At 54.3% G+C, this 17,242-nt stretch carries 14 protein-coding genes; 3 read left to right on the forward strand and 11 right to left on the reverse strand.

Annotation, left to right across the window (positions count from 1 at the left end; genetic code table 11):
* The first annotated feature begins 116 nt into the window (after positions 1–116).
* Entirely contained in the window at positions 117–1,607 is a 1,491-nt protein-coding gene (locus DDZ17_RS22590) for a hypothetical protein (RefSeq protein WP_157976796.1), read from the forward strand.
* A 5-nt stretch (positions 1,608–1,612) separates the two neighbouring features.
* On the opposite strand, the gene mobH is transcribed toward DDZ17_RS22590, so the two are convergent.
* The 3 genes from mobH to DDZ17_RS21700 all read right to left on the reverse strand — a co-directional run bounded on the left by mobH (position 1,613) and on the right by DDZ17_RS21700 (position 5,269).
* On the reverse strand, positions 1,613–3,376 hold the full coding sequence (gene mobH, locus DDZ17_RS21690) for a MobH family relaxase (RefSeq protein WP_116369143.1): 1,764 nt from the start codon (positions 3,374–3,376) through the stop codon (positions 1,613–1,615).
* Positions 3,377–3,565: 189 nt separating this feature from the next.
* On the reverse strand, positions 3,566–4,486 hold the full coding sequence (locus DDZ17_RS21695) for a nucleotidyl transferase AbiEii/AbiGii toxin family protein (protein WP_116369144.1): 921 nt from the start codon (positions 4,484–4,486) through the stop codon (positions 3,566–3,568).
* A 24-nt stretch (positions 4,487–4,510) separates the two neighbouring features.
* Positions 4,511–5,269 (reverse strand): type IV toxin-antitoxin system AbiEi family antitoxin domain-containing protein, encoded by a 759-nt coding sequence (locus DDZ17_RS21700; protein WP_116369145.1) that lies wholly within the window; start codon positions 5,267–5,269, stop codon positions 4,511–4,513.
* 171 nt (positions 5,270–5,440) lie between these two features.
* Between DDZ17_RS21700 and DDZ17_RS21705 the strand changes: the two genes are divergently transcribed.
* Complete coding sequence (locus DDZ17_RS21705; protein ID WP_206613626.1) at positions 5,441–5,740, forward strand: hypothetical protein; 300 nt, start codon at positions 5,441–5,443, stop codon at positions 5,738–5,740.
* A 23-nt stretch (positions 5,741–5,763) separates the two neighbouring features.
* Here the strand turns inward: DDZ17_RS21705 and DDZ17_RS21710 are convergent, their stop codons facing one another.
* Positions 5,764–7,020, reverse strand: coding sequence for a DDE-type integrase/transposase/recombinase (locus tag DDZ17_RS21710; RefSeq protein WP_116369146.1), 1,257 nt, complete (start codon positions 7,018–7,020; stop codon positions 5,764–5,766).
* Positions 7,021–7,115: 95 nt separating this feature from the next.
* Here DDZ17_RS21710 and DDZ17_RS21715 point away from each other — a divergent pair, with 95 nt between their 5' ends.
* A complete protein-coding gene (locus tag DDZ17_RS21715) occupies positions 7,116–7,856 on the forward strand; it encodes a hypothetical protein (protein ID WP_157976797.1) in 741 nt (246 codons plus the stop codon).
* Between the two features lie 97 nt (positions 7,857–7,953).
* Here DDZ17_RS21715 and DDZ17_RS21720 read toward each other — a convergent pair whose 3' ends face one another.
* The 7 genes from DDZ17_RS21720 to DDZ17_RS21750 form a co-directional block, all read right to left on the reverse strand.
* Positions 7,954–8,850 carry a TIR domain-containing protein gene (locus DDZ17_RS21720; protein ID WP_116369170.1) on the reverse strand — a complete coding sequence of 299 codons (897 nt, stop codon included), beginning with the start codon at positions 8,848–8,850 and terminating at the stop codon, positions 7,954–7,956.
* The gene (locus DDZ17_RS21725) at positions 8,850–9,137 is read right to left on the reverse strand and encodes a hypothetical protein (RefSeq protein WP_116369171.1); all 288 of its coding nucleotides are present in this window, start codon (positions 9,135–9,137) and stop codon (positions 8,850–8,852) included. The genes DDZ17_RS21720 and DDZ17_RS21725 overlap by 1 nt, the downstream gene beginning before the upstream one ends.
* Positions 9,138–9,186: 49 nt before the next feature.
* Positions 9,187–10,362, reverse strand: a complete 1,176-nt coding sequence (locus tag DDZ17_RS21730) for a GIY-YIG nuclease family protein (RefSeq protein ID WP_116369148.1) — start codon at positions 10,360–10,362, stop codon at positions 9,187–9,189.
* Positions 10,355–12,418 (reverse strand): DEAD/DEAH box helicase, encoded by a 2,064-nt coding sequence (locus DDZ17_RS21735; protein ID WP_116369149.1) that lies wholly within the window; start codon positions 12,416–12,418, stop codon positions 10,355–10,357. The genes DDZ17_RS21730 and DDZ17_RS21735 overlap by 8 nt, the downstream gene beginning before the upstream one ends.
* Positions 12,419–12,608: 190 nt before the next feature.
* Positions 12,609–13,628, reverse strand: coding sequence for a virulence RhuM family protein (locus DDZ17_RS21740; RefSeq protein WP_116369150.1), 1,020 nt, complete (start codon positions 13,626–13,628; stop codon positions 12,609–12,611).
* A 31-nt stretch (positions 13,629–13,659) separates the two neighbouring features.
* Positions 13,660–14,424 (reverse strand): hypothetical protein, encoded by a 765-nt coding sequence (locus DDZ17_RS22595; RefSeq protein ID WP_157976798.1) that lies wholly within the window; start codon positions 14,422–14,424, stop codon positions 13,660–13,662.
* Entirely contained in the window at positions 14,424–17,225 is a 2,802-nt protein-coding gene (locus DDZ17_RS21750) for a class I SAM-dependent DNA methyltransferase (protein ID WP_116369152.1), read from the reverse strand. The genes DDZ17_RS22595 and DDZ17_RS21750 overlap by 1 nt, the downstream gene beginning before the upstream one ends.
* Positions 17,226–17,242: the final 17 nt, after the last annotated feature.

Raw genomic sequence — 17,242 nt, forward strand, 5'->3', positions numbered from 1 at the left:
TTCTTGGGTAAGCTGTTTGTATTTCATTGTGCTCCTCTAACTTTGGTCGGTGAGAGAAAGCTCAATAGTACAGCAGCTTGCCCTCTAACCAACTCGTCAAGAGTTGCACTTACAAATTGAATTCACGAAATATTGTCGGCGATTTCTCTATAACTATTCTTGAGAAAAGCGGTGATGATACTGACGTGATAGAGATACGTTCCGAAGATCTTCCAGAGCCTGTAAGCCGAGATTATGTCCCACTTTTGTGCTCACATGGAAATCTGGTTTCGGAATCTATCGGGGATCTCGTTGTTACAAGATATTCGATTCCTGAAGGCAAGTTGGGGAACCCTCAGCATGAAGTTGCGCTTTGTGCAAATTCTGCAATAGTTTTCTCTTTGATTAAATTTTATTTAAAAAAACCTCAAGAGAGATCGCGGCCACTTGATGGGGCTTTTGAATTAATTTTGGTTGAAAGCGGTTATTTAGAAAGCAAGGTAAATATCCAACGAGATTCATTCGATATACCGAAAGAGTGCAGCCAAAATAATGAAATTATTGTTGGTCCTTCGTTGCAGGATGTTGTTGAGTCTCTTGAAGATTATGTTTACGGAATCTTGACTCCAAAAGATTTTGATCGTGAAGCCTTGATTGCCGCTACCCAAGAAAAATTTGGTGTTTCCAGGTCAATGCTGGAAGCAATGAATATAAAAGTACACTACAGTGACACGGAAGTGAATATAGCAAAGCGTGTTTTAAAAAAATACCAAGAAGAAATTGTGAGTGAGACTGCTGACATATTTGACATGAAGCAAGAATTGCTTGGGCTCGACCCAAGAACACAAGATTTTCGGGATAAAGTCAGTGAACTGTCCTGGAAATATACGAGCACTATAAAGAAAATGGATATGGCAAATCTTTCTCAGTTAGTTGTTCGTCGATCCTCCATTCTTGAGATATTGAGGCGTGCGATTAATTTAATGTTGGAGTGCCAGATTGATGGCGGCGCCCGGCGAGATGATGAAAAAATTATACATAATATCTTCTTTCCTAGGGGTAAGGATAGTGATGACTCAATAGATCATGACATATGGATTCTAAATGAAGAGTATCACTATTTTGAGCACATATCCTCAGATAAGTCGTTATCCTCTATTCCGTGGAGAGAGGATAAGAAATTATTTGAAGAAGACATTGACTATGATCTTGAATCTTTGTTCAAAAAGAACAACTCTGATCACAGAATGCGTCGCCCTGATATTGCAATTTTTAATCAGGAGGGTGCCGCGATAATAATAGAGTTTAAATCGCCAGGAGTAGATATTCAGGAGCACATACCGGATTTGATTCAATACGCCAGATTACTTGCAGCAAAATCGCATGGAAGAATTAGCAAGTTCTATGGCTATTTAGTTGGGACATGTATGGATGAAACTAGAATTCCTGGTGCATTTACCAAGTTTCCAAGCGGTCAAGGTTATTTCAGCACAGAAAGAATTGTTGACCCTTCCACAGGAAAGCAGTACGGGGAACTATATTCTGAAATTCTCTATTATGACCAGTTCGTTGATAGAGCAGAGAAAAGGCTTGATGTTTATAAGAAGAAGCTAAATATCTCTATATAGATATTCTAATCTGAGGCTTTTAGATACGGATTGTCCGGCATAACTTCGTCAAACAGCGTCTGCATGTCGCTCAACAAATAGCCATGCACCCGCCGAGACTTGCGCGGGCCTTTCACCTCGCAAGTCCAGATATTCAACCCGTTGGTCTGCTTGCGGTGTAGGCCAAGCTTCTCGAAGCGCTTCTGAGTCCACTGCCAGGCGGAGAGCTGCTCGGCTTTGGCCAGCGCCGCCACTTGGGGGTGTTCCTGAGTATAGCGCTGGAATATGCCGGGGCTGATGAGGTACGCAGTGCCGTTCACGGTATGTACCAGGGCCTTGGCATCGTTGATGATCAGTTTTCGAGTCCGAACCCCTGTGCGTAACCACTCCATGAAATGCTCTCCTGACGGAGCGTGAGAAGGTTCGGCGGGGCTGGCCGAATCGGCGGTCTCACTCAAAGCTTCAGTATGTGGTGGGATCTGGACTGCAGGATCGTCTTGAGTTTCGGTTTCTTCCAGTAAATCGAGCAGACCACCCAAGTCATCCAGCCCTTTCTGTGGGGCGATCGGGTTGCGGGCAGCGTTTCCAACCGGCAGGGTCTCGTCAATGACCGAGCTTTCCGTCACTGGTCCAGAGCCTGCTGTATCCTCGGCGCCGAGCTCGGGCTGCACCCGACCGGTGAAAGCCTCGGGGCGATCGCTCCCGTCCCAGATGGCGGCTGGCGAGAGCTTCAGGAAGGTGAAGCTGTGCTCCCAGCCTGTGTCACTGGTGACGGTTGCCTTCCAGATGGCCTTGCCATCCGAGGTGGGCTGCGCAATGCCGTATTCCTGCAGAATATTGAAAAGAGCCGTGTTGTTTGACGGAATACCATCGATACCCTGAGAGAGCAGATAAGCGCGCAGCTTGTCGGAAACGGTCTTGCTCACCAGCCACAGGGCATCCTGCGTCAGCCAGCCGTCCGAGGCTTGGGGTTGGTTGATCTTGAACTCTTCCTTGAGCAGGTAGCGCAGGCCATCCAGCAGCTTGCGCTGCAAGGTATGCCGGGGCGCAGCGATTGCCTTGCCTGGATCGCCACCGAGATCCTGGGCCACAGAGGCCTGGTCGGCCCGAATCACCAGTTCACCCAGGATACCGGCATGTTCATACTGACCCGCGAGCACGTACAGCAGTGCAGCCCACAAGTCGGTGTGCTGACTGAGCCAATCCAGGATTCGCCGATCCAGAAGCTGGTTATACAGGAGTCCGGCGGCGGCACTGTGCAGACGGTATTCCCTGTCTTCTCGGTAGCGAAATCGATAGGGCTGCTGCAGTGCACCGTGCCAGGGGTGCCATAGCGAGCCGTCGGCATATTCCACATAGAGGTCGACGGCGATTTTACCAATGTCATGCAGGAGAGCGGCATAGGCTGTGCCAGCAGTCCAGACTTCCGCCTGCGCTGCCTGCTCTTCGGGCTTCATCCCCACCGGAAGCAGGTGCGACTGCCGCAGCTTCAGGGCGTAGGCAACAATTTCCAGGCCGTGATCCAGCATGCCGCCGGGGTAGGCGTGGTGGTGGCTTTCAGATGCGGGGAACTGCTGCACCAGTTCGGCGTAGCGCTCCAGGGGGGCCAGGTAAAGCAAAGAGAACTGAGTCCGTGAGAGTGACGTGCGTTCCCAGATATGATCCAGCAACTTCTGTCGACGCGGTGTCGCCAGCAAAATTGAGACGGGTTGTGGTTGCAGTAACTCAGAAGGCCCGGTACGAAGGTCCGCTGCGGGCTGACGCCTTTTGCGGTGAAACAATGAAAGCATGGCGATCCCCAGGTGTCGGGCTGGAGAGGGAGCCTTTTAGCCTTTTTGGGTAGAGCCTTTCCCCTTGGCACCATTCCCTTGCTCCTTTCCCCAGCCCTTTGGCCGTTTCAAGGTTCCGGTATAGGGCAATTGCCAGGCGGCCGCTATGGGCAATAGGGAATGCAGCGGCTCCGGTATATGCGCAACCAGTCAGGTTCGGTTCAAGCCGGCATCAAGTGCATCGGCTTGGGCGGCGAAGTCTGAGGGGCGTCGCTTGCGGAAGGTTTCAAGATTGCTGAGTTTCCAGCGCAGCGCGGGCAGTTCCGCAGCATGGGGGCATTGCAACAGCGACCAGTCTGGTTCTGCACGAACCAGCCCACTCAGAAACTGCCGGTGTGCCGTGGTTAGCCGCTGCGGCAGTTCGCGCTGCAATCGGGCGCGGGCCTCCAGAAGCGTTTCCAGGGAGCATTCCACTTCAGTCATACCGACAAAGGCTCTTTCGTACTCGTTGGCAATGTCCTTGTCATTGCTGAACAGGACTTCATGGGGCGGCCGGTTATGCCCGGCCAGGTAGATCACGAAGCACTCGACCATGCCTTCGCTGATGTCGCCCGACTCATACAGCTGCCACACGTCAAACAGGTCGCGAGGATGTTGTCTGTCCAGAGCGGCCACCAGCTTGCTCGCATACAACTCATCAGGTGCGAGGATCGGCAGGTCGAGCTCGGCGCTGAACAGGTCGCTGGTGCGGGCGCTCAATCCGCGTCTTTCAGCAGGAAGCACGCTGCCCCGGAACACAACGTTGACCTCGATCTTGACCTGGCTGGTCTCGTTCTCGACGATCAGCTTGGTGTCTCCAACATCCCTGGCGGGAATCAGGCGTGTCTGCACACCCAGTGTCGCAATGCGCGAGGCGATGGCGGCCAGTTCCTCGTTGATGGCTTGCAGGGCCTCGTCGCGGGGCGTTTGCCAGGGTAGGTATACCACGTCGATGTCCACTGACAAGCGTGGCATATCCTGCACTAAGAGATTGATGGCTGTACCGCCCTTCATGGCAAAAATGTCATTGGCAAACACGTCGGGGGCGATGGTCAGCAACAGTCGAACCGTATCGGCGTAATTTTTATCCATGACAGTTGTTATCCATGATCACTCCTATCCATGGGGGCGCAGACTCAGCAGAGTACCGTCGTCGAGGCGGCTCATCCAGCGTGAGGCGCTGCCTGTGCGGACCGGATACTGCGCCAACAAGACATCGACGTCTATCAGGTTGGTCTCACGGGCCCAGGTAAGGAACAGGCGTACGGCCTTTACACTGGTGCAGCAGGACAGCAGGTCGCCGAGAACCTCCTTGCGAGGGGAGCGCAGGCCGTCGAAGAGGTTGCGCGCTTCTTCCAGACTTTGTTTTACCCCGACGTCGTACAGCAGCTCCAGTACGGCGCGTTCCGGGCAAGCCATAACGATAGGGTCTGGCATGCCCGGCGGTGTGGTCAGGGTTCTGGACGCCAGGGTTGTGTCCGGCCAGTCGAACAGGCGAGCATGGCAATAGCGCGCGGGAAAGCGGGCGGTGAACCAGGTCGGTAATGCATAACGCTTGTCGCCCCACAGCACCCAAGTCTCGCGACTGCCCAGATTGTGCCGTACGCCCTGCAGGGCAAGCGCACTCTTGCCGCCGATATGCAGACCGGGTACACGCTGCTGCAGCAGCTTCAGCGCACCGTAGATATCAAACTCGTCGTTCGGGAAGGCATAAACCCCCTGTGCCAAACGCACAAGCCAGCCAGTCTCCGCATACTGAGCGGCAAGTTGCGGTGACACGCCGAACCGGGCCAGGATGGCCAGGTCGAACGGTGCCCCGCGCGGCAGCTCTGCCTGCAGATGCTTGATTATCTGGTGTCTGGGTATTTGGTTCATGATTTAAAAATAGCACATAATCTAATCGTTCGAAAGGTGCTTGCGTAATCTCTGCGACAGAAATAGCCCCTTGTTTTAATATTTATGAAATATCTAATCAATGGCTGGTAGCGGGATGCTTAGAATGGATCAGTCGATAGAATGGGGTCTTATGGAAAAGTTGGCGAAGATATGGGCTTTTTGAACCTGGGGAAGAAAGACGAATACGGCAAGCAGACGCGAATTGAGCACCGGGGAAAATACCTCCGGGCGAGCCGTACCGGGGGTGTTTCGCTACGGGCGCAAACCAGGGCTGCGGGGCTGAACCTGACGGCCAACAGCAGCCACGGATTCCGCGTCTCCCGGACTGTTGGCAAGAACACCCAGATGGCCATGCAAAACGGTCGCTTCGTGCTGCGCGGACGCTATGGCGAGGGGCCTACCAAGCTCAACCTATCCAAGACCGGCATGACAGTATATTCCAATCCTTAAATGAGTCTGGGGAGTAGCTATTTTCAGCCTGTGCGCAGGTCTCGTCCGTGGATGGTTTTAAAGAGTTTCTGGCGGGCCTTTTGTAGCTGGTCCGCCGCTTGATTATCACTGGTGGCTCCAGCCATCTGGTCGAGTGTTTCAAAGCTTACCCCGGGTTTCAAATACTGTTTTGCCCGTCGCAGGGACTTCAGTTTTTCGTAGGGCGTCATCAGGTTCTCGTACGGATAGATCTTGCGCTCCTTGCCTGTTGAGTCCGTGCGTGTTTCCGGGAAGAAGCAAGGCCGGTGATAGTTGAGATAATGGTTCAAGTGCTCACGATGGAAGTCGTTGAGCAACGGCGCCCACCGCTGTGGAATATGCTCGTACCCGAACTGCTTCCTGATCACAGAGGCATTCTTGCTCTCGGCCAGGGCATTGTCATTGCTCTGTCGGGAGCGTGATTTGGTGAACTCGATCCGCAGCTTATCGAGTAACTTTGCCACGGTATAATTGACGTATTCAGAGCCATTATCGGAATGGAATCCCAGGAGCTTGAACGGATAGTCCTCAATCAACAGGATCAGCGCTGGAACCAGGTAACGCTCGCTGATTTTCTCTACGCTGCAGACCATCTCGAATTGGGTGACCTCGTCAACCGCATTGATGTGGTAGACCCCCTTCAGTTTGTCCTGATCGCCCTGATGCACGGTATCTATGCGGATATAGCCCGGCTTGCCGTCGGGACGGGGCTTTCGCCTCTCCCCGATCTTGGACGATTGGGGCCGGGTTTTCTCGAAGTGACGGCGCTGCTTCTGGTAGGGCACGGACTGCCTGAGATTGTATAGGTGACTGACCGAGATGGACGCCAGCGCGGTGTACTCCGTTTGACCAAAGAGCGTACACGCCCGCTCGCACAACTTCTTGACCTTCGGTCCACACGGGGTGTCATGGCGCCTGTCCATCGCCGCGAGCAGGGAGACGTCCGCCGGAGTATACCGGGTCTTGAAGCCTGCCACCGTCCTCTGGCGGCGCTGCAGGCGACCGGTTTGCCGGTACTGCGCAATCAGGCGGGTGAGTTGCTGTCGTGAATAGCCACTGACCTTGATCAGGTAGCGCATGATCACCCCCTTGTCATCGCGAGAGCGTTTCAAGTAACGGAAGCGCTTCAGCTCACCCTGCAGCCAGCGGTAGCATTCGTCCTTGTCACTGATCACAGAGAAGGCCACGGCCCGTGTTCCTGAGAGGAACTCTTGCAGCTGATCAACGGTGGTGAGGTCTTGTAGTTTCATGAGGGTTTTCATCTCCCCATCATGAACGCAACCCGCGCCAGCTCCAGACTCATTTCATATTGGAATCAGGGGCCTTCCTCCAGACTCACTTCATATTGGAGAAGGCTATGACTGTCTCAACCCGTAACGAATTGGGTACCTTCAACTGGGTCAAACCCAATCGCTCTTCCGTCAAGCTGCTCGGAGTCCAGGTGCGGGGGAAGAATGCCGCCTATGCTCATGCGGCCTACCTGGTACTGACGGCCGTCGCCGCTTTCATCCAAATGCTGATTGCCGTCGCTCTCACGCTGGCCCAGTGGGGGTGGCAATTGCTCCAGCTTATCTGGCGCTTGGCGCTGGCGACCCCCTATGGGTTGGAGGTGCTTCGACGTAAGCTCCGTAATCGGCAGATCCGGCGGACTCAGATGGGGCTCAATTCAAATGTGGCAGCCAGCTTTGAGGATTGGTCAGAGATGAAGGTCATCGCTGCCATCGCGCTGGCGTTCATTGCCTGGGGGCGCGGGAGGGATGCCCGTGCCGAAATTTCCTGGTTGAAGATGGCCGTGGCTGCCTCCAGCGAACCAGCCGACCTGCCTTCATGTCTGCCCTATCTGAGCGATGTGGCCGGTCCACTAAGCCAATGGCACCGCAGTGACACTTTACTCGACGATCCGTTACCGATTCTGGCCCGAACCGCAACATTGGCAGAGCTGGCTGCGAGGCAAGTGCCTGCGGACCGGCTTCCCGCGTTACTCCTGAGCATTGATGACCTTGTATTGCAGCAGGGACCCAAAACCCGGCTGCAGGAGCAGATGCTGACGGTGTTCTGTGACTTTGCAGGGTTGCGGCTCCAGGAGACGTCAAATTGACAAAGTAAGGGTTATTCCTTTGCTTTTTTGGTGATGAGCAATGTTGGCGGGAGCTCGGCATGCACGACCTGCCCAGCCCCGACCCATAGGGGGCATATTAAGCGCGCATGACCTTGTTCCAGTCGATGCTGTGGCCAGCCGCGTCGAGTTCACGAGCAAGTGCTTGCTTCCAACCTCCGCTACCGTCCATCGTCTCCCAGACTACGCCAGCGAAATCACTTGGAATTTCCAGTGTGCCGCGTTTGAGTGCACACACTTTCTCCCGGCCTAAGCGACCAATGAAGAAGCCAAGTTCCAGCAGCACGTTCTGTCTGGCCCGGGGCTCGGGTACACCTCCCCTAGCGCAACCTTCATCATCGGGAGTGAGTAGAACTACCGCAAAACCGACATCGCCATGAGCAACGACCTTTTCGATTATGGTTCTCCCTTGATTGGCCTGCTCATGCAAGATAATGGGCTCCAGACCAATGCGTTCCAAAAACCGAGCCACCGCTTCTCGAGCACCTTCGTCATGACCGTGAACAATAAAAACCTTACGTGAAAATGAGGGCTTCAATACAGTTTCGGTATTTCCTTTAGACTGGATATAATTCTTATAATCTCGAACGAAGGGAATGATGAGTTGCCCTGTGAAAGCATGGATACCGGCAATAACCTTCTGTCCAGAGTAGAAGAAGTGATGCCCGAACGTGGCAGCGTAGTCAGGATTGGCGGCTAGTTTCTCGATCAGAAGCAACGTCAGCCCCAAGGTTTTTCTGGGATCGTCCGGCCAGGCAAGTTGGGCGCTTCCAATCATGCTTCCTCCGGTTTTCTCGCTCTCCGCGATAAAAGCCTCCAGATCTAGCCCTTCAGTCAATTCTGCGTTGTAAGGTTCGAGGTCGGGATGCCTCAGCAACTGAGCGAGTTTATTTAGCGGGCGGGCGTAAGTCTGTAGCTGCGAAGTCTGCAAATCCAGGACAGCATTGTTAATTTCGGCAAAGATATCCTGGGCCATCATTTATCCTCATCAGACTTCAACCTGGTCTCAGCGGCTTTTCGAAGGATATGCTCTCGATACTTCTCCTTCATTTGATCGACGAGTGGTCCGACGATCGAATTGGATGCGTATTCTGCGGTGCGTTCATCAATCATTTGGTAAACCGAGTTGATAGCAGCTTCGATACTGGCAGGGTCGTGAGGGTCGAAGTTTACTACTCCTAGCTCACCATCTAACTCACTTAACGCGCGTTCGGCTTCTTTAAATTCCTTTTGCAGCTTGTCAAGTCCTGCAATTTTGAACATAAGTCCCCCTTGGGTTTTCAAGAAGTATGAATTTTGCCCCATTGAGCTACTACTTCTTGGTTACAAGCCTTGCGGCTTTTGGATCATAAATAACATCCGTAATCGACCCATCCCGAATACGCTGCACGGCCTCATCAATCACATGCAACGGCACCAGAAACCACTCTCTTGGTTTCACCGGATGCCCAAAGCGGTCCTGAATCGTTAGTTCAAGCTGCGCTGGCGCCAATATGCGATGAAAGAGGGCTTCCAGCTTGCGGCGATTAATGCCAGCGAGTTTGTAGGTGGCAACCACTTCGACATCGGCCAGCAGGTAGGTGGCGTCGTGCGCGGCGTTGGCAATACGGGTTTCCACCTTGCCGCCAGTGACGCCGATCTTGTGGATCAGCTCCCGATGTTCAGCGACGAACGGATGCTCGGACAGGCTGCGCAGCACATAGATGGTACCGCTCTCTATGTCATCGTCTTCCCAGGATTCACTGAACAGAGGGCCTGCGTCGTGCTCGGTCACACGGCGACCGGCCTCATCCTTGTATAGAGCGCGTTGCAGTGACCGGCGCAGCAAGTCGCTCTCGGTGCCGTTGGAGTAAATCACCCGTAGCCGGGCATCGTTCTCGCCGTTCGGAGCCTTGATGGTTTCTCCGACCTCGGCGACATAGGCAAGCTGACCATTCAGAATGAAGAAATTACCTTCCTCGACACTGGCGTCTTTGACGAAGCGGCGGGTCTTGCGCAGGCCGGACTTAAGCTCCCTCTCCACCTGTTCGAACAGTGCCTTGAAATCTTCAAAGTCCTCGCACTTCTCCCTGTTGGCAATCTCCTCAGCGGCTCGTTTCTCGGCGCTGGACCGCACATGGCGCAACTCAGTGAGTTCGGACGTACCGGCGGCACCGCCCAGCTCTGCAAGCAATGCGTCATCGTCCATTGCTTCCACGGGTTCCACTTCGGTGGCGTCGCCGCCGCTAATAAGACCTTGATGGTCCATCGTTGCCAGCAGGGTTCGGCATTCCTCAAGGGCGCGCATGCGATCTAGCCGCACTGCGTAGAGCCGTTCGAAGATGTCTCTGTCTTCGCCGTGCTGGGGGGCGCGGCCATGCTGGTCGGCAAAGCGCTGGATCTCTTCAAAACCGGCAATGATGCGCTCCTCCCGGGCGGAGTGGCCTTTCTTTTTCTCGGGCTGGGCAAACTCGTCCAGCTCTGCGCGCAATTCGTCGAGGTCAGTCATAACGGCCCTCATCTTTGAAGCGCACGAATGCGGCCGCACCCTCCGCCATGCGCTGCTCCCACGCATCGAGCGAACTGATCGAAGGCAGGCGACCACGCTCTTTCTTGAACTTGACCGCCCTGAGCGCAAGTTCCTTGGCCTCCTCCGGCGTAAGACTGGTGCGCTTGCCGGAGATGGCTGCCGCCACCTGCTTCAGACTGTCCTCGCTCATGGTTTTGGCCAGGATCGCGTAGGCTTCGCTGAAAGGATTGATGCGGTCAATCAGGTCGATATCTAGATCTCTCACATCCATGGCAAACTTCCGTACCCCTGCGATCAGCGCGGTGTTCGGCTTTGGCTCAGTGCTATCCACCTCTAGCGCTTCGCCACCCACCAGTAGCTGTTTGGCCTGCTGGGTCAGGGTCAGTGCGGCGATGGCATGCTGGCGAACGGCTTCCTGGTCTTCTTCGTCGAGATTGGGGTAGCGGTCCTTGATGATCTTGCCCAGGCGTACCTGGGTGAGCTCTTCGGGCACCAGCTCCTCATCGAAAAGGCCACGCTCAATGGTGGTCTTGTCCTGCACAAAGCCGGCAATGACCTCGTTCAGATCTTCCTGGCAAATGCGGGTGGCTTCTTCGCTTTTCGGCTCAGCCAGCCCCTTGATCTCGATCTGGAACTTGCCGGTTTCCTCGTTGACGCCCACATTACATTTGCCGGGGTCATAGCCTCCTTCGCCGTAATCAAAACCCTCTTGTGGCCCGCTGGTGGGGTTCTTCGGCTTGAACTCGAAGCGCGGTGCCAGCACCTGCTCCATCAGCAGGCTGGCAGCAATGGCTTTGAGGGTGTCGTTGACGGCTTCCGTTACGGCCTGCTCGGCGGCATCGGGTTCGGCAATCAGGTTGGTGAAGCGTGCTCGTGTTTTACCGGGTGCATCCCGGGTGGCTCGACCGATGATCTGCACGATTTCCGTCAGGCTGGAGCGGTAGCCCACCGTCAGCGCATGTTCGCACCAGATCCAGTCGAAGCCCTCTTTGGCCATGCCCAGGGCGATGATGATGTCAACATGGCCGCGGTTGGCCTTTTGTGCTGGGTCTTTCAGCGCCGTCGATACCCGGTCGCGTTTGGTTTGATCATCGTCCACCAGGTCGGCAATTTTCAGCAGCCGGCCACCGGGCGTCTTTACCAACTGGAAACCGGTTGCCGGGTCGGCACCTTGCCATTCCCCCAACTCCTCGATGATGTGCTCCACCTCACGGATCTTGTCCTTAGTGCTTTCACGGGAGTTCACGTTAGGGATATGGACGATGGTCTTCTCGGCCGGGTCGAGCACCTTGAGGATGTCGTCGGCATAGGAACCGGAGTAGAAGTAGTAGCCGATGTCGAGCTGCTTCAGGTATTCGTAGCCGTTGAGCTGCTCGTAGTAGGTGTAGGTGACGGTGTCGAAGCGCGATTCGTCCTGGGGAGCCAGCACTGCCTCGGCGTCTCCCCGGAAATAGGAACCCGTCATGGCTAGGATATGCACCTTATCGCGGGTAATGAAATCGCCCAGATGGGCGCCCAGCTTGTTGTCGGGGTTGGCCGAGACGTGGTGAAACTCATCCACGGCAATCAGCCGGTCGTCGAAGGCGGCAACGCCAAACTGATCGACGGCAAAACGGAAGGTGGCGTGGGTGCACACCAGAGCTTTATCATCACTGGCGAGAAAGGCGCCCAGGGATTTAACCTTGCCGCCGTTGTCGGAGCCGGGGGCATTGCACAGGTTCCATTTTGGTTCCACGAGCCAGTCGGCCCAGAAACCGTAGTCGCTCAGAGGCTCGTTATTGAAGCTGGAGCCAATGGATTTTTCCGGCACCACAATAATGGCCTGCTTTAGCCCCTGGTTGTGGAGCTTGTCCAGGGCAATGAACATCAGAGCCCGGCTTTTGCCGGAGGCCGGTGGCGACTTGATCAGCAGGTACTGTTCGCCTCGCCGCTCGTAGGCGCGCTCCTGCATGGGCCGCATGCCCAGGGCATTGGACTTGGTGGAGTTGCCGTTACTCGCATAGGAGACGGAAACCGAGGGTACAATCTTTGTCATAAACAATACCTGTTCTACTTACCGGGGCTGGCCGGCTTGCCCGTGGCGCCAGCCCAAGCCGGGTAATGAATCAAAACCTGATCAAATCTTTCCGACCTTACCATTAATTTTTAACATGATGATATATATGCATATTTTGTGATTCTCCAAGCTCTGGCCTGTCTATCCGATGGCTGAAATCGAAACCGGATCAAAACTCGTCAGGTTTTTTGCCCTTGTGTTTGAGGTCCTGTTCCAGCTGCTCGATCTCTTTCAGGTCAGCGGAATCTGCAGCCTTCGCCTCCGCAATGCGCCGCTGCTGGTCGAAAGCGTCATATCGTTCACGGGCGATCTTCTCCATGTGCTCGCGGCTGACGGAGCCGGCACTCTCGAGAATGGGCTGATCGTTGAAGGCCAGCAGCTTGTCGACGTTGTTACGCCAGAAGTCCAGGGTCAGTGCCTGCTGTTGCTTAACTCGCAGCTCTGCCTGCTCCAGGAAGATCACCACCAGCCGGTTTAGCGTGTCAATCTCGTCGGCCGTGAGGTAGTTCTTGGCGACAATGACATCCTGCTTGCGTACCCGTGAGCCGCTCCAGTTGGTCAACGCCATGTTGGGTTGGCTGGGGTCCGAGCGCTTCAGGATTAGCTCGGCGGCCGTGTGGCCGGTGGTGGCATAGAGCAGCTTGTTCTGCACCTCGGCAAAGAACTGGGCGGTCTCCCGCTCGCGGGCCTGGTAGTCGGAACTGAGGGCGAACAGATCACGGACCTTCTGGTAAAAGCGTTTTTCCGAGGCCCGTATGTCGCGGATGCGCTCCAGCAACTCGTCGAAATAGTCCCAGCCGCCGGGGTTCTTCAGGCGCTCGTCATCCATCACGAAGCCCTTGAGCAGAAACTCCTTGAGGTGGGTGCTGGCCCACTGGCGGAATTGCACACCGCGAGGTGAGCGCACGCGATAGCCGATGGCCAGGATGAGGTCGAGGTTGTAGTAACTGATCTTCCGCTTGACCTGGCGATTACCCTCGGATTGAACTGTCAAGGATTCCTTGACAGTTCCCTCCTGGTCTAACTCATTGTCTTCGAATATATTTTTGGCATGCAGGGAGACGTTCTGCTTGGTGGTCTGGAACAGCTCGGCAATCTCCAGCTGGCTCAGCCAGATACTATCGCCCTCGACCCGGAGGTGCAGTTGGGTCCGGCCATCGTCAGAGGTATAGAGGATCAGTTCGCTCATGCTGTGACCTTCCTGGTGTTATACCCTTTGACTAACATTCTTGCACCTTGCCCTTGGTGTTCAGCGAGGCCATCCCTTCAAGTACCTTATTGATAAATGGCCTATCCTGATCTGGATTCGTGTACATATCCACAGCTGCCCAGATAAGGCCGAGTGAAAGCTGCGTCTCGCGCAAGAGGCTGGCTTGAGGGTCCTTGAATCCCGTTTGGATTCCCGTATTTGTCGCATACAAAAGAGCGTTACGTGCCTCCGCTACTCTTTTTACCTCTGCTTGCAATTCTTCAAGTGTAGGCATGTCGCCTAATGCAATATCATCCTTGCCAGGCGATTCAGTGTTCGGATAAATACGAAAGGAACTAAGGTGCAAGTTGCCATAGCGATAGTCATAGCCATTTCCAGTTGGCAAGCGAAAAGCCAATGCATCCTTATTCGGAGCTACAGCAATTGCAAGACGACCTTGCTTCGCCACTCCACTGCAACGCTGTGCAAATACTGAGATCAGTGCTTTGCTCTGGTGGTCGTGTAGATTAACTTCCTTCGCATATTGCTTATGGCCATGTGTTTTGGCTGCGGAGATAAATGCAGCCACGGCTTCTTCGGTTGCGTTTAAGGCACAAAACGATGCAACGATTGCCGAAGGCTCAAAAAGCTCGTGAGCCCAGCGTAAAAATCTCAAAGCATTAATTGAGCAAAATTTGGCGCGGCAATCTTCGAGGTTGTTGGCGTTGTCGATAATCCATCTAGCAACGTCATGCTCAAAAATTTCAGATGAGGCGCTTATGGAGTTACTTTTCATCAATTCCTTGCCTTTTTGCTAGCCACTGCTTTCCCCGTGGCAGTCATTTTGGTGTACAGCTCGAACAACTTTTCCAGACGCTCGGTATCGTTTTTGAAGCGTCGACCGATGTAGATGCGCTCCAGCACCTCGTCGTTTTGATCGTGCGCCTCGCGCAGGTTGTCTGGCATCTTTTCAGGGTTGTAGAGATCGGCAATGGTGGCAGGGAAATGGACTTCGCGTGCCAACAGGATGTTCTCAGCGCAACGGGTCAGGTCGGCTTTGTTTTTTTCGGTCAGGGTAGGGACTGGGAAGGTGTTCCAACCCAGGGTGTTGGAGTAGCGAAAGTCGGTCTTCATTTTCCCGCAAACGGTGGCGATCCAGACCAAATGTAGACGGGATGCGATCAGCGCTATGTTCCAAAGTGGGGCGTCGTAAAGGGCAAATGCGTTATCGGAGACAATCGACTTGGCGGACAGAATGCCCACGGGGAGATAAGGTCGTGTCTCTGACGTGACCTTAGGGACGACGATAGAATGCTGTGTGCTAAGCCCTTGGATTTGCCTGAATCTATGAGATTTATCTGCGTACGCACGTGTCGATGCTGCCGTGCTAGCCAGTCGCATTGCGCGAACAGCAGCAACTCGGTCGGCGACGAAGCTGGAACTCTGAGCTTCGCTGATCTCTGAGTCTTCAATCCATATGCAATTTCTAACTACTCCTCTCACGTATTCCTGAGAGCCAACAAAATCAAATATAAACTTTGAAAGAAATGGCTCTCGGTCGATCGCGTCTTTGGCTTCGGAAGCAGTTAAAATCAGGTTTCCTCCATCGGACGGCTTGTTTCCCCACACCATCGAAGCTTTAACTTTGGGTGCGCGTGAAACCGATTCCACGATCACGTTTGGTCCGGGCACTAGATAGGCGTTGATATACGGGACTTCCTTGGCAATTACTGGCCCGTAGTCTGAGGCTGAATATATTTTCCGGATCTTGCTCGCATTAATTGAAATTCCGACGATTGCAACCGTCACACCTGCATTGTGGCTAGCAAGATTGGTCCACTTGAACGAAGTATGACTAAACCTAATCTCATGACCCGTATCGAAGATCAGCGGCCAAAGGATTGGAACTTGCTCTCCTTGGCAAATTGAATTGGTGGAAACAAATGCGGCTGCCGAATAGGTATGAGTTCCATACTCCGCGGCTTTCATGAACCATCCAGCCACATAGTCGAGTGATTTCCAGCTTCCGGTGCGTTTCGAGAAAATAGACGCAATGTCAGATTTCTGATCAATAGATTGCCAAGTGAAACCACGATAAGGTGGATTCCCACAGATATACGTTTCCCCACCTTCATTCTCAAAATCGATTTGCGCCTGATCCAGCGGTGACTCAAACAGATCATCCGCATGCATCTTTACGCCTGTTCCTGTTGGCGGACAAATGCTGAGCCAGTCCAGGCGCAGTGCATTGCCGCAGGTAATCCAGTTCTGGGAGTCCAGCGGCAGAAATTCGGCCAATGCCAGCTTTTTACCGCGATACAGCAGGTCGCACTGGTATTCGGCAATGATCAACGCAAGACGGGCTATCTCTGCTGAAAAGTCACGTAGCTCGATGCCACGGAAATTGGTCAGCGGAATATCGGTAGGACGGTTTGACTCACCTCGGCGCTGGTTGATTTCTGCCTCGATGGCACGCATGTGCTTGTAGGCGATCACCAGGAAGTTGCCCGAGCCGCAGGCTGGATCGAATACACGGATTTTAGCCATGCGGTTGCGCAGATTCAGCAGCTTGCGGGTATTGTCGCCGGCGTCTTCCAGTTTCTCTCGCAGGTCGTCGAGAAATAGCGGGTTCAACACTTTCAGGATGTTGGGCACGCTGGTGTAGTGCATTCCCAGTGCGCCGCGCTCTTCGTCGTCCGCCACCGCCTGGATCATGGAACCGAAAATGTCGGGATTGATCTGGGTCCAGTCCAGGCTGCCGATATGCAACAGGTAGGAGCGCGCAATTTTACTGAAGCGCGGCACCGCTACGCTGCCTGAAAACAGCCCGCCGTTCACATAGGGGAACCCGTCTGCCCAGCGGGGAATGCCGGCCGCCGCGCGCTCCCCTTGCTTGGTGTTCATCGCGCCAAAAATTGCGCTGATCACCTCGTGAGTGTTGGTCCCCTTGATATTGGAAGAGCCGCGCGCGCTCATCTGGGCTACGGTATCGGTGAACAGGCCGCTGCCAGTGAAAATGTCGGTGTCTTCGGCAAAAAAGCAAAAGATCAGCCGCGCCATAAAGTGGTTCATTTCGTGGCGCTGTTGTTCCGTACCCCAGTCGGGGTTGTCCTTTAACAGTTCCACATACAGCCGGTTCAGGCGACTGGTAGCGCGGATATCAAAGGAGCTGTCCCGCAGCTGCTTGACGGTGGTGATCCCCGCCAGCGGCAGAAAGAAACCGAAGTGATCAGGAAAGGACTCGTAACTGCAGGCAACAGTTTCACCGGTTTCCAGATCCTCAGCTTCAAAGTCCACGCCGTCGGTTGCCAGGATGTAGCGCGCCTTGGCGCGGGTGGTGGCGGGGCTGGCTTTGAGAGTGGTCAGGGTCTGGGTGACAGCCCCTGTATCGGCAATGGCGATATGGATGTTGTTGGTCTGCAACACGCCGCCCCAGGAGCCGGAAAAATCTGACTTATTGGACGCACCAGAGCGCAAGCGTTTGATGGTGGTAGGTTTGTTGCCAAAGGCTTCCAGAAAGGCAAACGGAAACTCAGCCGGGTCAAAGGGCTGAAGCGCCAGGTCTGATATTGCTGCCTCGATTTCTACTGCATTCATGAGTTTCCGCTGTTGTC

This window comes from Parahaliea mediterranea, assembly GCF_003402235.1.
Taxonomy (GTDB): Bacteria; Pseudomonadota; Gammaproteobacteria; order Pseudomonadales; family Halieaceae; genus Parahaliea; species Parahaliea mediterranea.

What these genes read in the sequence shown, in the direction of transcription:
- DDZ17_RS21750 (WP_116369152.1), bottom strand. Translation starts at nt 17,225, where the DNA reads ATGAATGCAGTAGAAATCGAGGCAGCAATATCAGACCTGGCGCTTCAG.
- DDZ17_RS21695 (WP_116369144.1), bottom strand. Translation starts at nt 4,486, where the DNA reads ATGGATAAAAATTACGCCGATACGGTTCGACTGTTGCTGACCATCGCC.
- DDZ17_RS22595 (WP_157976798.1), bottom strand. Translation starts at nt 14,424, where the DNA reads ATGAAAAGTAACTCCATAAGCGCCTCATCTGAAATTTTTGAGCATGAC.
- mobH (WP_116369143.1), bottom strand. Translation starts at nt 3,376, where the DNA reads ATGCTTTCATTGTTTCACCGCAAAAGGCGTCAGCCCGCAGCGGACCTT.
- DDZ17_RS21740 (WP_116369150.1), bottom strand. Translation starts at nt 13,628, where the DNA reads ATGAGCGAACTGATCCTCTATACCTCTGACGATGGCCGGACCCAACTG.
- DDZ17_RS21705 (WP_206613626.1), top strand. Translation starts at nt 5,441, where the DNA reads ATGGGCTTTTTGAACCTGGGGAAGAAAGACGAATACGGCAAGCAGACG.
- DDZ17_RS21730 (WP_116369148.1), bottom strand. Translation starts at nt 10,362, where the DNA reads ATGACTGACCTCGACGAATTGCGCGCAGAGCTGGACGAGTTTGCCCAG.
- DDZ17_RS21720 (WP_116369170.1), bottom strand. Translation starts at nt 8,850, where the DNA reads ATGGCCCAGGATATCTTTGCCGAAATTAACAATGCTGTCCTGGATTTG.
- DDZ17_RS21700 (WP_116369145.1), bottom strand. Translation starts at nt 5,269, where the DNA reads ATGAACCAAATACCCAGACACCAGATAATCAAGCATCTGCAGGCAGAG.
- DDZ17_RS21725 (WP_116369171.1), bottom strand. Translation starts at nt 9,137, where the DNA reads ATGTTCAAAATTGCAGGACTTGACAAGCTGCAAAAGGAATTTAAAGAA.
- DDZ17_RS21715 (WP_157976797.1), top strand. Translation starts at nt 7,116, where the DNA reads ATGACTGTCTCAACCCGTAACGAATTGGGTACCTTCAACTGGGTCAAA.
- DDZ17_RS21735 (WP_116369149.1), bottom strand. Translation starts at nt 12,418, where the DNA reads ATGACAAAGATTGTACCCTCGGTTTCCGTCTCCTATGCGAGTAACGGC.
- DDZ17_RS21710 (WP_116369146.1), bottom strand. Translation starts at nt 7,020, where the DNA reads ATGAAAACCCTCATGAAACTACAAGACCTCACCACCGTTGATCAGCTG.